The following is a 13,168-nucleotide window of genomic DNA, read 5'->3' as shown; positions in this document are numbered from 1 at the left end:
GGGCCGCGCGCCTCGGCCGACCGCATGACGCGCCAGTCAGGACCTTGGGAGGTTGCCGTGACCTTCAGCAACGAGTTTCGATGGACATCCGCTGCGCGCACCGACGCGGGCCTCGTGCGGCAGATCAACGAAGACGCGCTGCTCGACGCGCCCGAACGTGGCCTGTGGGCCGTCGCAGACGGCATGGGCGGTCACGCGGTTGGCGATCTGGCGAGCCGCATGGTGATCGAGAGCTTGGCGAGCATGACGGCACAAAGCGCACTGGCGGATGCACGGGCGCATTTGCTCGATATCAACGCGCGCTTGCGTGCGGAAGCGGCGCGACGGCAGGTATCGCGAATCGGCAGCACGGTGGTGTTGCTGGCTGCGCGAGACGGCGTATGCGGTTATTTGTGGGCGGGCGACAGCCGTATCTATCTACTGCGGCGCGGGCGGCTGCGGCAACTCACGCGCGATCATAGTCACGTGGAAGAACTGAAGGCGCGCGGACAATTGACGGCGGAAGAGGCGCTGCATCATCCGGCGCAGCATCTCATCACGCGTGCGGTTGGCGCGCTCGACTTCCTCGATCTCGACGAAGATTCCATCACGCTGCACGATGGCGATACGTTCCTGCTTTGCAGCGATGGTCTTTCGAACGAAGTGAGCGAGGACGAGATGGTGGCGCAGCTTGCGTTGAGCAGTTGCGAGCTCGCGGCGCAGAGGCTGCTGGAGATTGCGCTGGAACGCGGCGGGCGCGACAACATTTCGGTTGTCGTCGCGCGTGCGGAGGATTTGATGGCTTTGGATAGGACGCAGGTTAATCCTGGCCTGTAAGCGCTTACGAATGGCGCTGCTGATGCATCTGCATATACGCGCGCAGAAGCCGATTGATGCGCGTTTGATACCCCTTCCCTTGCTCACGAAACCATTCGAGCACGTCTGCATCCAGCCGCATGGTGACGGCCTGCTTCGGCGGCACATGCAGTTGAGCCTGTTCGAAAAAGGTGTCGTCAAGCTCCGGGATTTCAGTCAGGTCGATATCGGCGTCTCGTGCCTGCTCGAGCCGCTTCCAGTCAGTTGCCGATTTTTTGCTCATAGCGTTTTGCCTCATGTCTGGTTGCCTTGCGCGCCGAGATGATTCGCACCGCGTCTGCGCACCGCTCGACATACACTACGACGCCCACCGTGGCGCTCATCCAGCCCAGCGCAATCCAGCGCTCCTCGCCGTAGTCTTCCCGCGAATCCAACCAGGTCAGAACCGGATGGTTGAATACATCTACTGCGTCTCGAGAATCAATGCCGTGCTTCCGAATGTTGGTCTGATTCTTGGCTTCGTCCCATTCGAAACGCACGCATCACCCGTATTGACAATTGTATGTACAGTCTAACACGGACGATCGCTACATTGAAGCTACTGTCCTTCCCTGCTCTTTTGCGCCGCAAGCCTGAAATCCTTCGAATGCAGCCCGTGCTTCTTTAAAAGCATCTGCAGATGCGACCGGTTCATCTCATACCGCCGCGCAAGTTCGGCCACCGTGCCGCCCACTTCATGCAGCCCACGTTCCAGAAATGCGCGCTCCGCTTCGTCACTCGCAACGCGCTTGGCTTCGCTCAGCGAAGTCGCCGTCGCAATGCCGTTGCCATTCGCGGCAGGACCGCCCATCGCCAACGAGAGCGATGTCTTCGGCCGGATGTCCAGCGGAAGGTGCTCGATATCCGCCATCTCGCCTGCAAGACAAGCGATGCGATAGATGATGTTGCGCAACTCGCGGATGTTGCCGGGATAATCGTAATTGCGCATGAAGTCCCTTAAACGTGGGGACATCTTGATGGGCCGGCGCTTGAGCGTGGCCGCCGCTTCATCGCCGAAGTAAGACAGCAAGAGCGGTATCTCGTCGCGGCGTTCACGCAGCGCGGGCAAGGTCAGATGAATCACGCTCAAGCGATAAAACAGGTCTTCGCGAAAGCGACCTTCATCGCAGAAGCGCCGCAGATTGCGATTCGTCGCCGCGACGATGCGCGCATCCACCGAAATGGCTTCATCCGAACCCACGCGCTGAATCTCGTGCGCTTCGAGCACGCGCAACAGCTTCACCTGCCCAACCAACGGCAGCTCGCCAATTTCATCGAGAAATATGGTGCCCGCATGCGCGCTCTCGAACTTGCCCTTGCGGTCGTTGGTCGCGCCCGTGAACGCGCCCTTGCGATGCCCGAATAGTTCGGATTCCAGCAGATTATCCGGAATGGCCCCGCAATTCACGGAGATATAGGGCTTGTCCGCGCGCGAGCCATTGGCATGAATGACCTTGGCCATCAGCTCCTTGCCCGTGCCGCTCTCGCCGTCGATCAGCACGGGAAGATCCGTAGGCGCGGCTTTTTCCGCTATTTCCAGGGCTTCGAGCAGCTTCGGGTTATCGCCGAACGTGCCTTCGAATACGAAGCTGCGTTCGATCAAGGCCTGACGCCGCGAGCCCGGTGACATGTCGCGTCGAGGCTCGGCAGCAGCGGCCTGAATGAAGCGCTCCTTGTGCGAAAGCTGCATGACCTCATCGCGCAAGGAACTCGCCTGACGCAGAAGCTTTTCTATCTCGGGCCGCTCCAGCCGCGATGTCCATCGCAAGGTGGAACGCAAAATCTCGATCTTCTCGATGATTCCCGCATACGATATGGCCGATGCGGGCACGCCGCTGTCGCTTTCCGGTTGGTCTAGTATTTTCATGCTGCGCTCAGTTGCTTCTGCACGAGTTGGTAATACATGCCCTTTCTTGCGACCAGCTCATCATGCCTGCCCTGCTCCACGATACCGCCTTCATACAGCACCAGAATCTTGTCGGCACGCATGATGGTGGAAAGCCTGTGCGCGATGATGACCGCGGTGCGGCCCTTGAGAATCTCCTGCATGTTGCCGAGGATATTGCTCTCGGACTGCGTATCGAGCGCGGACGTGGCTTCGTCGAAAACCAGCAGACGTGGGTCGTGATACAGCGCGCGCGCGATACAGAGCCGCTGAATCTGTCCACCCGACAAACCCACGCCACGTTCGCCCACCACCTGCTCATACGCTAGCGGCAGCTTGACGATGAACGCATGCGCATCCGCCATCTTGGCCACTTCCTCGATACGCCTTCTATCCGGCGACTCCTCGCCGCTCGCGATGTTCTCCGCTATCGTGCCCGAGAACAGCAAGTTGCTCTGCATGACATAACCAATCTGCGCGCGATAAAAGCCCTTGTCGATGACGCTCAGGTCGTAGCCGTCCACTGTCATCTTGCCTTCGCTCGGCGCATAGAAACCAACGAGCAGCTTGGCAAGCGTCGTCTTGCCTGAACCGCTTCTTCCGACTACCGCGATGAGTTCGCCGGGCTTGATATCGAAGCTGATATTTTCCAGCACGTAAGGCGTGTCGCCTTCGCCATAGCGAAAATACACGCCGTTAAAGCTGATTTCGCCCTGCAAGTCGGGCAACATCACGCGCTGCTCCATCTCCGAAGGTTTCTGCTCCGGGTCTATGTCGAGCACATCGCCGAGACGCTCCATTGCCACGCCGGCATCGTTCACGAGACTCCATAAGTTGATGAGGCCCATGAGCGGCGACAGCACGCTACCCATGAAAGCATTGAACGCAATCAACTGGCCGATGCTCAGTTCGCGCGAAAGCACGAGGTTTGCTCCGACCCACAATACGGCGATAGTCGTACCTGCATTCAGCAACTGGCTGCACAAGCCTACGCCGATATTGAAGCGTTGCGACTTGTATTGCACTTCGAGCGACTTTGCGTACTTCTTTTCCCACTTGAGCCGCACCGCACGCTCGATGCCCATCCCCTTCACCGTTTCGACGCCGCCCAAGGCTTCCATGAGAAACGAACGTGCGTCTGTAGCCGAAGAAAACGCTTCGCGCGCATTCTGCTTGATGCGCGGCGTGGCGAGGATGGTAAGCGCCATCATCGGGATGACGAAGGCAATCAGCAACAAGGTCAGCTTCACGTTGTAGAGAAACATGATCGTGAAGTAAATGAAGATCATCAGCAGATTGAGTACCGTCGTCACTGTGGATTCGGTGAGAAAAGCGCGAATGGTGTGGTTTTCCTGGAAGCGCGCGAAAACGTCGCCGGTCTTGCGCTTGGCGAAAAAGCTGAAGGGCAGCGAGAACGTGTGCCTGAAGAACTGCGACATCATCGCGAAGTCCATGTTGCGCACCATGAAGTTTGCAAGATAGGCACGAATGGTCGACATGAGTTGAGTGAACAGGTTCGAGATGATCAACCCGCCTATCAGCACATGCAGCAAGCTGACGTTCTGATGCACGATCACGCCATCGAGAATGTTCTGGATGATGAGCGGCGGAATCACGCCCAGCACTTGAATCACGAAGGTCGCTAAAAACAGATGCAGCAGGACCTTCTTGTAAGGCTTCAGATACCCCACGAAGCGAATCCACGGCGAACGCGATACCGCTTGCTGCGCCATGTCCTGCACCGGAGAAAACAGCAGACATGTGCCGCTCCAGCCGCGCTCGAACTCGCCCACGGTCATCTTCTTGAAGCCGATGGCCGGGTCCGCGACCCACACGTTGTCTTTCGAAATACCGTAGACGATGATGTAGTGATATCCCTCCCAATGCGCGATGAACGGCATCTCGAAACCGCGTAGCGACTCGAACGTGCACTGCACGCCGCGCGTGGTGAAGCCGAGCGCATCGCCGGCGCGCGCAAGACTGTCGAGCGTTGCGCCTTGCGTCGTGACGTTCGCCAGTTCGCGCAGTTTGCCGAGCGTCATGTTGATGCCGTAGTGCTTGCAGATCATCGCAAGACACGCGGCGCCGCAATCCATTTCCTCGGCCTGCTCGACCCACGCAAAGCGCTTGATGACGCGCTCGCCCATCTCGGGCTTGGTGTGGAGATCGAGCATCGACGGCAGTCTGCGACGCTCGGCGAGTTTCTTCTGACGCTGCAGTTCGCGCTCGCTGAAACGAATGCGTTCTTCCAGCACTTCGCGCAGCTTCACATTGCGCTCGATGATGAAATGCACCGTCTTTTCAGGGATTACGAGCAGGCGCGTGTCCGTGAGCGCAATGGCCGACGCCATCTGCTCCTGACGCATCACGCACGCCTTCTCGCCGAAGATTTCACCGGGCCCGAGCGTGGCGAGTACATGCTTTTCGTTGCCGTCTTCGCGCACGATCCGCACTTCGCCCTGCCGCACGACATAGAGGCGCCGGTCATCGCGCGAGTCTTGCTTGAAGATCTCCTTGCCTTCGCCGACGCGCTTGACGCCCACGCTGCGCACGCATTCCTCGAGTTCGGCCTTGTTCAATTTGCCGCGCAGATCGAACAGTTTCGCGACGAAGCCGCCCGCCGAACTGATCGCGACGAAGCTCGTGACGAACGCGAGCGCAGCCGGGTTTCTTGCGATAATCGGCTCGATCGCATTGCGCGGGATGAACAGCAGTTCGGTCTTGCCTGAAGAGCGCACCGACGATTCATGGCGATACTCGCGCAGCATGGCGATATCCGCGAACGTCTCGCTCGCCTTCTTCACTCCCATGCTGATTTCCTTGCCGTGCTCCTCGGTAAAGATGCGCACAGAGCCGGCCTTCACGACATAGAGCCCGTCGGCGGAATCCCCCGCATTGCACACGGTTTCACCGAAGCCAAAGCGGCGCGACTGAGCATGTTCCGCGAGTTGCGCGATCTCCTCGCGCGTGAACGGCGAAAGAATCTCCACGGTCGCGAGAAAGTCGGCGGGCGCATCCAGGCTCGAAGGGGCGTCCATATCGTTCGCTCTGTTGTAGTTTCGGCTTGGTTTCGGTTTAACGTGCTTCGATCACATGTTCCTGCGCGCGCGCCACCAGCCATTCCTCGCGTAATAGCCGGCGAATCTCGGCTGCAACGTCCTGATCGAGCTTCGCGGGATACTTCGACGTAACCGAGAAAATCTCATAGGAAGAGCCATCGGCGGAGATGAACGGGCCGAGCAGATCACCGGCTTCTGCATTGAAGACCTTCGCTTCGATCTCCGGCTTGAGTTGCCCGCGCATCACGCGGCCTATCACGCCGCCTTCTTCGCGCGTATCGGCGAGCGAATGTTCGCGGGCCATGTCCGCAAAGCTGTCTGGGTCGTCGTTGAGATACGAGATCATCTCGCGCGCGCTGCCTTCGGTATCGAGCAGAATGTGGCTCACTTCGATACTGTCGAACTTCGGCGAATTGAGCTGAAAATATTCTTCGACCTCGCGCTCCGTACCGATGTTTTCAAGCATTTTTTCCTGATACAGCGTGTCGGTGATGAACACTTCGAACTCGTCGAGACTCACCGAAAGCGCATCGAGATAGTTGTTCATGTCGGCCGCGCGATGCAGCCCGCGAATGCGACGAAACTGGTCGGCGCGCGTCTGGATCTCATCGTCGCTTAGTTTGACGCCCGCCTTCTTCGCCGCGCGCACGGTCAGCTTGTCGCGCACCAGTTGCTCCAGCAGGCCGTCGAACTGGCCGTTGAGCTTCAACAGCCTGATCAGTTCGCCGACATCGACCACTTCGTCGTCGATTCGCACTATCGCCGTCATGTCGTTCTCCGTTGATTTGAGGATGCATCTCGCAGCATGTCCGACCGGTTCCGCGTGCGTAACCCTCCTTCCCTATCCCGCCACATTGCGGAAGGGGTCGAGCCCGAGGTCGATGAGCCGGCGCTCGCGCACGACGATCTCGGCAGTGGCGGTCATGCCGTAACGCAGCGGATATTTCGTGTCGGCCACCTGATAGAAGCCGCGATCGAGTGTCACGCGTCCTTCGTAGACAGGCTGCTTCGTGCCAGGGCTCGGCTTGGTCGCGGGCGAGATGAACGCGAGCGTGCCGTCGATCACGCCATAGCGTTGGTAAGGAAACGCGTTGAACTTGAGCTTGACGTGCTGTCCCTCGCGAAGAAAAGCACGATCGTGTTCCGCAATTTCGATCTTCAATACGGGCCTGGCGTTGGCGGGGGCAATGCCGCCCAGCGGCGTGTTTGCCTGAATCTTGTCACCGGTCTGCGTGGATGTGACATCGGTGACGACGCCCGATACCGGCGCGAGTATCAGCAGAAAATTATCCTTGTCGATATTTTCGAACTTGATGCGCGCGGCAGCATCCGCCACGAGCCGCGCGGTCTGTAGTTGCAGACGCAACTTGTCTTCCGTGCTCGCCACTTCGCGCATGGCCGATTCATATTGCAAGCGCAGATTGGTCGATTCCTGTCCGCTTGTTTCGAGTTGCGCCTTCGCCTGCGTGAATTCGTGGCTCAGACGAAAATCCAGTTCTGCGAGTTTCGACTGTTCCACGCGATAGCCGCCATCGGCTTCGAGATACGCGTTGCGTTTGACTTCCACTTGCGATTCCGACACCCCGCCGCCGCCCGGCAAGGCAAAGAGCCGTGTGAAGCGGTCGAGTTCGGTCTTCGCGGCATCGCGTGCGCGGCGGGCGTTTTCGAGCACGCTGCGTTGTTCCTGCAATTGCGCCTTCTGTCCTTCCGCGAGCTTGCTCGTGCCTTCGTTCACGCGCTGTTGATGCTGATGCTCTTCCACTTCCATCTGATTCTTCAGCGCGACGATCTTGCGCTGCATGAGCAGCTTCTTCTCGGGGAACTGCTTCCATTCGCGTTCCGCATCGTCGAGCTTGAGTTGCGCTTCGAGCGCATTGGTCGCCGCTTCGATTGCACCACGTGCATTGAGGCGCGCGACGACGTCATCTTTGCGTACGGGCTGGCCTTCCGCGATGAAAAGCTCGGCAAGCTCGCCGTCGATCGGCGCGTAGAAGCGCCGCACTTCGGACTCCGGCGCGAGCGTGCCTTGCGCGGCCACGGTGACATCCGCATGTCCCACGAACGACCAGACGAGCGCGGACGCGACCAGCGCGACCATCGTGTAGATGAGGGCTTGCGTCAGGCGCAGCGGCTCGGCCGTGAGTATGGCGATACCTTCCGCGCCATGATCGACCAGCGCTTCCGATAAAGGTTTAAGGTGCGCGTCTTTCTTCACCGCTCGTGCCTCCCGTGGTTGCCGTCGTGATGGTGTTGGCACCGATCAAGCCGAGCTTGGTCTTGAGCAACTGCGGTTCGAGCACCATGCGCAGATCCTGCAGCGAGCGGCGCTGCAGGATCGCCTCGTTGTCTATCTCGCTTGCAAGCGCCGCCCACTTACCGTTGTCGGCCTTCACTTGCCGGAAGATGCGCATGCCGCGTGTGGCCGCATCCTCGGCATCGGTGAGAAGTCGCGCCTGACTGCGGAACGTGTCCGACACACCCGATTCGAGCCGTTGCGATCCGCCGATGCCACCGTTCGTCCGATACTGATTCCATAGCGTCTGTGCTTGCGACATGAGGCTTTGCGCGCGGGCAGCAGCCTTATCCCGGAGCGAAGCGACATCAGGCGCGACCTTGTTTGCGAACCACGTGTCGCTATCGAGATCGAGTGTTTCGTAGAACGACAGCAGCGCTTCGTCATAAGCTTTCGTGCCGCGCGCCTTTTGCAGATCGGCGTATTGCGCGGCCACGGCTTTCTTGTGCGCGAGTTCCTTTTGCGCAGTCGCGGACCATGAGCCTTGCGGCAATTTCTGCAACCCGTCCAGCGCATCCGGCGTCTTGCCGTCGCGCCAGGCATCGGCGATTGCAGCGTATTGTCTGAGCACCTCAGGTGGCGGCAGTTGATCCGCACTGATCTGTTGATACCGCTCCTGAAAAGGCGGCGTCGAAAAATTCGCCGTATTTATGGATGCGGCAAGCGGTGCGAGACTCGTGCCGCTCGCCGCGCTGCGCAGATCCGCATAGCGCTTGAGATCGGCGCGCACGCGATCGAGGCCGCCCAGTCGCGGATATTTGTCCGCATAATCCTTGAGCGCGCCGTCGATGGAATCGAGATCGTCTTGCGCAAGACCCTTAACGATGGTCGCATTCAATCGCTCGATAGCCGCGAGGTAGACAGAGTCGTCGCTCTGCAACTTGCGCAGATGACTAAGTGCAAGCGCATACGGCTCGCGAAACTCGGGCACATAGCCCGCAAGCCTGTCGAGATCGCGTTGGTGCCCCAACGCATCCGCTTCCCAGTGCTTCAGAATTGCGCCGATCCGTCCTTCATCGTCATACATCCGAATGGGCGCATCAGGACCTCCGCGGCTCATCACGAAGCTCTCCAGTTTGCCTATCCAGTCGAGCTCGTCGATCATGGAGCGCACATCGGGATTGTTTTGACCGAGGGCTTTCATCTGCGCGATGATGGCGTCGGCGTTCGCGAAGTCGCCATGTCGCAACGCGGCCAGCCAGCGCGGAACATTTCCCTTGAGCACGGCTTCCGTGTTCATCGCGGCGAATTGCGTGTCTTGCGGATGCGTGAGCAGATAGTCGCTAGTGACGCTCGCAGCTTGTGCATAGTCGCCCTGCGCCAGCAGCGATTTCGCCTGACGTTCGTTCGATCCGCTGTAAAAAAGCGCCGCACCACCGGCGAGCATAGCGATCAGCACACCCGCTGCAATCATGCGCATGCGGCGCGTTGTACGACGGTCATCGCCTGCGAAGGCCGTATGCAGTTCGGAAACGAAAAGCGCCGTCTTGCCACGCCGCTTTTTTTCAGGGGCGGCTTCTTTTGCGGGGACAGGCTGCGAATCCAGATTGATTTCGTCTTCAATCGCCGCAGCTTGATCGACGCAAAAGATATCGAGGAACGAGTGCGCCGATCCGACGAAGGTCGTCTTGTCGCTGTCGAAGTTATTGTCGGCATGCGAGGCAGCCATTTCCGTGAGCGTCGATTCGCTCTCTTCGCCATGCAGATGCACGACATAGACGAAATGCGTGCCTCCGAAGGCAAGCGTGTCGCCATTCTTCAGTTCGACTGCTGACTCGCCTAGGCGCGCGCCATTCACGAAGGTGCCGTTGGTGCTGCCAAGGTCTTCGACGAACGGCGCCGCGCCCTTGACGAACACGTGCGCATGCCGCCGCGATACGTAATTCACCTGATGTGGATACTGCTCTCGATGACGCGCAAACGTAGCGTCGCTCTTGCTCACGAGAAACGGGAATTGCAGCAGTTCGACGGGCTGCAAGTTCAGGTCGTTGCGCTGCGGAACGAGCGTGATGCTCAAGGGCTTGACGGCCACGTTGCGGCGCTTGCGCGGTGCAAATTGCACGCGGTATGCGAGACGGTTGCCGAACCCGATCTCATCGCCCGCACGAACGCGCACGGGCATTTCGCGCACGGGTGTGCCATTCACGGCGGTGCCGTTCTTGCTGCCGAGATCGGCGATATAAACGAGGCCATGCTCGATGAAGATGCGTGCATGACGACGCGAGAGTTGGGCGACGGCTTCGGGCGGGCTGGTATCGAACGGTGCTTCCGCACGGCCAATGGCGAAGAGATTTTCGTCGATACGAATCTCCGCCAGATTCTCGCCGATTCCGTTACGAGCGAGCGGCTTCAGGACGACATCGAACGCTTCGCCCACGTTCGGCTGCTGTTCCGCTATCGGATCGCCTGGAGCCATGTCCATGTCACGAAGTGAGTCCATGAGTCTCGAGCGGCGCATGGAGCGGATGGGTCGTCCCGCCAGCCGAGCTATGCGACGGCGGGTGTTGAAAGTTTAAGTCACGCATTATCGTAGTCAATCGTGCAGCACTGGCTTAAAACGCCATACGCGAGCCGCTTGAGGCGATATGGAACGATCGTTAGCAAAGCTTGAGGATTGCTCACTGAGGTGTATCCGTGGATGCGTTCTGAACATTCACCGTTGGCCATCCGCCGCCGAGCGCCTTATAGAGCGTCACCGTATCCGACAGGATCTGCTGATGATTGGCGAGCAGCGCAAGCTGTGCGGCGAGCAAGGTGCGCTCGGTTTCAAACACTTCCAGCTGAGAAATCACGCCTTCCTTGAGTTGCGCGTCGATCTGCGCCGCGACGATGGTCAGATGCTCTACTTCCTGTTGCAACTCGACGCGCTGCTTCGTATGCGAATCGAGATTCACGAGCGCATTCTCTACTTCCTCGAACGCGCTCATGACGGTGCTGCGATATTGCTGTTCCGCGACCGTGGTTTGCGCTTCGGTGGTCTTCACGTGAGCACGAACGCTCGGATCGAGAATCGGGATGTTGATGCTTGGCAGAAAGCTGAAGGTGAAAGTTTTGAGCAGGTCCGTCAGCGCGAAACTGGCGCTACCGCCGCGCCCGGTGAGACTGATGGTCGGCAATTGCGCGAGCTTCGCCTGACCGACGAGGTCATACGATTCGAGCACGCGATACTCCGCCGCGACGAGATCGGGACGCCGTGCGAGCAACTGCGATGGCAGCCCCGACGGCACCGGCGGCGCCTGCACACGCGTCTGCAAATGCCCTTCCGGCAGTTTGAATTCGCCTGCGGGAACGCCTGTCAATGTAGCGAGTGCGTTATTGGCAAGATCGCGCGAACGGCGCAATTCCAGCAGATCGCGCGTGAGGCGGTTCAATTCCGCGCGCTGCGTCAAAACCTGCGTATGGGGCACGAGACCGTTCTTTTCCATGCCCTCGAAGATCGTCAGGATTTGCCGGTTGGTCGCGATGGTCTTCTTCTGCTGCTCGATCTGATCGTCGAACTGAAGAATCTGGAAGTAAGTGGTCGAAACGTTGGCGACGAGTTCGAGATAACCCGCGCGCCAGTCGGCCTCCGTCGCGCGAAATTCGGCCTTCTGGGCTTGCACGCCTTTTTCCACCGCGCCCCAGATGTCGATGTCCCAGTTCACTTGCGTGCCCAGGTTGTATTGCTTCGAAAACATCTGGCCAGTGGTCTTTTCGAAGCTCGCGCCCGCACCCGCATCCATGGAAGGCAACGCGCCCGCACGGGCCTCGCCGATCTGCGCGCCCGCCACGTTGATGCGCGCGGCCAGCACCTTGATATCGAAGTTGTTGTCGATAGCCTGGCCGACGAGCGTATCCAGTGCGGGATCGTGGAACTGCTTCCACCAGTCGGGCTGAATGGTGGCAGCCGCTGCGACCTTGGGCGCGTCGATTTTCGTGAAGGCGGTCTTCTCGGGCGTGTCCGGGCGTTGATAAGTCGGCACCTTCACGTCGATGCAACCGGCAAGCAGAGCAAGCCCGCTTGCAAGGCCGACGCGTAGCAGCCCAAAACGCAAAGAGCCTAAGCGCAACGATGGCAACAAGGCTTGCACGATCTCGCTCCCGGTGAACGCGCACCGACGGTCAGGTTGAGTGTGGAGGCGTCGCGGCCCGGCTCGTCGATTCATCGAGTAAATCACAAGGCGGAACGGGATGCCATACGGATCGAATCGGAGGCCGCCCGCCGTCTTGCGAACGGCGGGCGGGTATTGCAAGCGAGACTCCCCGTGCCTCGCCTTTACCGCGTAACCACATTGATGCTCTACCGCGTCACTGCCGCTTTTATTCCCGGCTTCACGAAACAAACGGCGTGAACACGTTGATGTTGCTGACGTTGTGTGCGTCCTGCTTCGGCTTGACGTTCGAGGTCATGTCGCTTGCGAACGCAGCGTTGAGGCCGTTCTGGTTGAACGTGTTTTGCGTCTGGTTTGCGAGTTGTTCCGTCGTACCGCTCAGATCGAACGCGCTGCTGCTATAGAACGGCATGAGGAAATTCATGCCGCCGCGCACGGCCGACATTTCGTCACGGTCCATTTCGGCTTGATGGGAAAGATCGCGGATGGTCAGAGTGGACATGATCGAAGGCTCCTGGATAAGGTTGATTTAGCTCAGTACGGGACGGGCGCCAAGATTGACGGTGCTGATGTTCTGCGCTTCCTGCTTCGGCATGACGTTCGACATCATGTTGCCGCCGAAGGCCACGCCCACGCCGTTTTGATTCACCGTGTTCTGCGTCTGGCCGATCAGTTGCTGCGTGCTGAACGAAGATTCGAACTTCGTGATATCGATGCCGGGAAACAGGAACGACATGCCGCCGCGCACGGCCGACATCGTCTGGCGATCGAGTTCTTCGGTAACAGGCAGGTCTTGAATGGTCAGCGTTGTCATGGCGGTTCTCCTTGGGACTTCGCGCTTTGCGCATCGGGTGGTGGTTGGCGACAACTTGTTTGCGTGAGCTGTTAAATGCATAGGGTGTGCCAGTCGTCGTTCGATGCGGAAAAATATCTAGCAAAGCCTTGTCGCACATAAGCACGGTCGACGTAATGTGCTCTCAAACTCGACCCAATGATGATGGTCTTC

The 13,168-nt window shown here is 59.2% G+C and carries 11 protein-coding genes; 1 reads left to right on the top strand and 10 read right to left on the bottom strand.

The window, feature by feature from the left end:
• Positions 1-57: 57 nt before the first annotated feature.
• The gene (locus tag QCE79_RS27115) at positions 58-816 is read left to right on the top strand and encodes a protein phosphatase 2C domain-containing protein (protein WP_250467100.1); all 759 of its coding nucleotides are present in this window, start codon (positions 58-60) and stop codon (positions 814-816) included.
• A gap of 4 nt (positions 817-820) precedes the next feature.
• Here QCE79_RS27115 and QCE79_RS27110 read toward each other — a convergent pair whose 3' ends face one another.
• The 10 genes from QCE79_RS27110 to QCE79_RS27065 form a co-directional block, all read right to left on the bottom strand.
• On the bottom strand, positions 821-1,078 hold the full coding sequence (locus QCE79_RS27110; RefSeq protein ID WP_250467102.1) for a BrnA antitoxin family protein: 258 nt from the start codon (positions 1,076-1,078) through the stop codon (positions 821-823).
• Entirely contained in the window at positions 1,056-1,334 is a 279-nt protein-coding gene (locus QCE79_RS27105) for a BrnT family toxin (protein WP_309849133.1), read from the bottom strand. The genes QCE79_RS27110 and QCE79_RS27105 overlap by 23 nt, the downstream gene beginning before the upstream one ends.
• A 59-nt stretch (positions 1,335-1,393) precedes the next feature.
• Positions 1,394-2,701: a sigma-54 dependent transcriptional regulator gene (locus QCE79_RS27100; RefSeq protein WP_309849131.1), complete on the bottom strand. Its 1,308-nt coding sequence runs from the start codon at positions 2,699-2,701 to the stop codon at positions 1,394-1,396.
• Positions 2,698-5,757, bottom strand: a complete 3,060-nt coding sequence (locus tag QCE79_RS27095; protein ID WP_309849128.1) for a peptidase domain-containing ABC transporter — start codon at positions 5,755-5,757, stop codon at positions 2,698-2,700. The genes QCE79_RS27100 and QCE79_RS27095 overlap by 4 nt, the downstream gene beginning before the upstream one ends.
• Before the next feature lie 37 nt (positions 5,758-5,794).
• Positions 5,795-6,547: a peptidylprolyl isomerase gene (locus tag QCE79_RS27090; RefSeq protein ID WP_250467109.1), complete on the bottom strand. Its 753-nt coding sequence runs from the start codon at positions 6,545-6,547 to the stop codon at positions 5,795-5,797.
• A gap of 72 nt (positions 6,548-6,619) precedes the next feature.
• Complete coding sequence (locus tag QCE79_RS27085; protein WP_309849122.1) at positions 6,620-7,993, bottom strand: HlyD family efflux transporter periplasmic adaptor subunit; 1,374 nt, start codon at positions 7,991-7,993, stop codon at positions 6,620-6,622.
• Complete coding sequence (locus QCE79_RS27080) at positions 7,971-10,487, bottom strand: FHA domain-containing protein (RefSeq protein WP_309850614.1); 2,517 nt, start codon at positions 10,485-10,487, stop codon at positions 7,971-7,973. The genes QCE79_RS27085 and QCE79_RS27080 overlap by 23 nt, the downstream gene beginning before the upstream one ends.
• A 202-nt stretch (positions 10,488-10,689) precedes the next feature.
• Complete coding sequence (locus tag QCE79_RS27075) at positions 10,690-12,141, bottom strand: efflux transporter outer membrane subunit (RefSeq protein ID WP_309849118.1); 1,452 nt, start codon at positions 12,139-12,141, stop codon at positions 10,690-10,692.
• Positions 12,142-12,382: 241 nt separating this feature from the next.
• Positions 12,383-12,664 (bottom strand): hypothetical protein, encoded by a 282-nt coding sequence (locus tag QCE79_RS27070; protein WP_250493431.1) that lies wholly within the window; start codon positions 12,662-12,664, stop codon positions 12,383-12,385.
• A 27-nt stretch (positions 12,665-12,691) separates the two neighbouring features.
• Positions 12,692-12,976: a hypothetical protein gene (locus tag QCE79_RS27065; RefSeq protein ID WP_244829621.1), complete on the bottom strand. Its 285-nt coding sequence runs from the start codon at positions 12,974-12,976 to the stop codon at positions 12,692-12,694.
• Positions 12,977-13,168: the final 192 nt, after the last annotated feature.

The organism is Caballeronia sp. LZ003 (genome assembly GCF_031451465.1).
Classification (GTDB): Bacteria; Pseudomonadota; Gammaproteobacteria; order Burkholderiales; family Burkholderiaceae; genus Caballeronia.
Note: the sequence above shows the minus strand (reverse complement) of the source record. Positions and strands in the feature narration are given on the sequence as shown.